The 274-nt window shown below is 42.3% G+C and carries 1 protein-coding gene; it reads left to right on the top strand.

What is annotated here, in order from left to right:
* A partial coding sequence (locus tag PGU50_RS15540; RefSeq protein ID WP_442872536.1) for a hypothetical protein occupies positions 1-274 on the top strand: 274 nt, incomplete at both ends.

The raw sequence follows: 274 nt of genomic DNA, 5'->3' as shown, positions 1-274 counted from the left end.
CGAAAAACAGGGCATTTGTAGAGCAGATTCTTAGTACGGCAGGATTGACAAGGAATGATATCCTTGGAATTCTTGATGTATCCAAAGGTCTTTCCATCAACGATTCGTATTGGCTTGATGATGGGAAATCAGATGTTACCTTTGATGAAATCAATTTATTCGACAATCGCTTTGATGAAGTATTGGGACTTGTAGCTTATACCGGGTACACGCCCTCACAAAAGCATAAAGCGGGCGTTTCAAGTGAGTGGACACTGGGAGGGCAATTTCCGAA

It is taken from the genome of Coprococcus sp. AM11-30B, assembly GCF_027674365.1.
Lineage (GTDB): Bacteria > Bacillota > Clostridia > Lachnospirales > Lachnospiraceae > Allocoprococcus > Allocoprococcus comes.
Note: the sequence above shows the minus strand (reverse complement) of the source record. Positions and strands in the feature narration are given on the sequence as shown.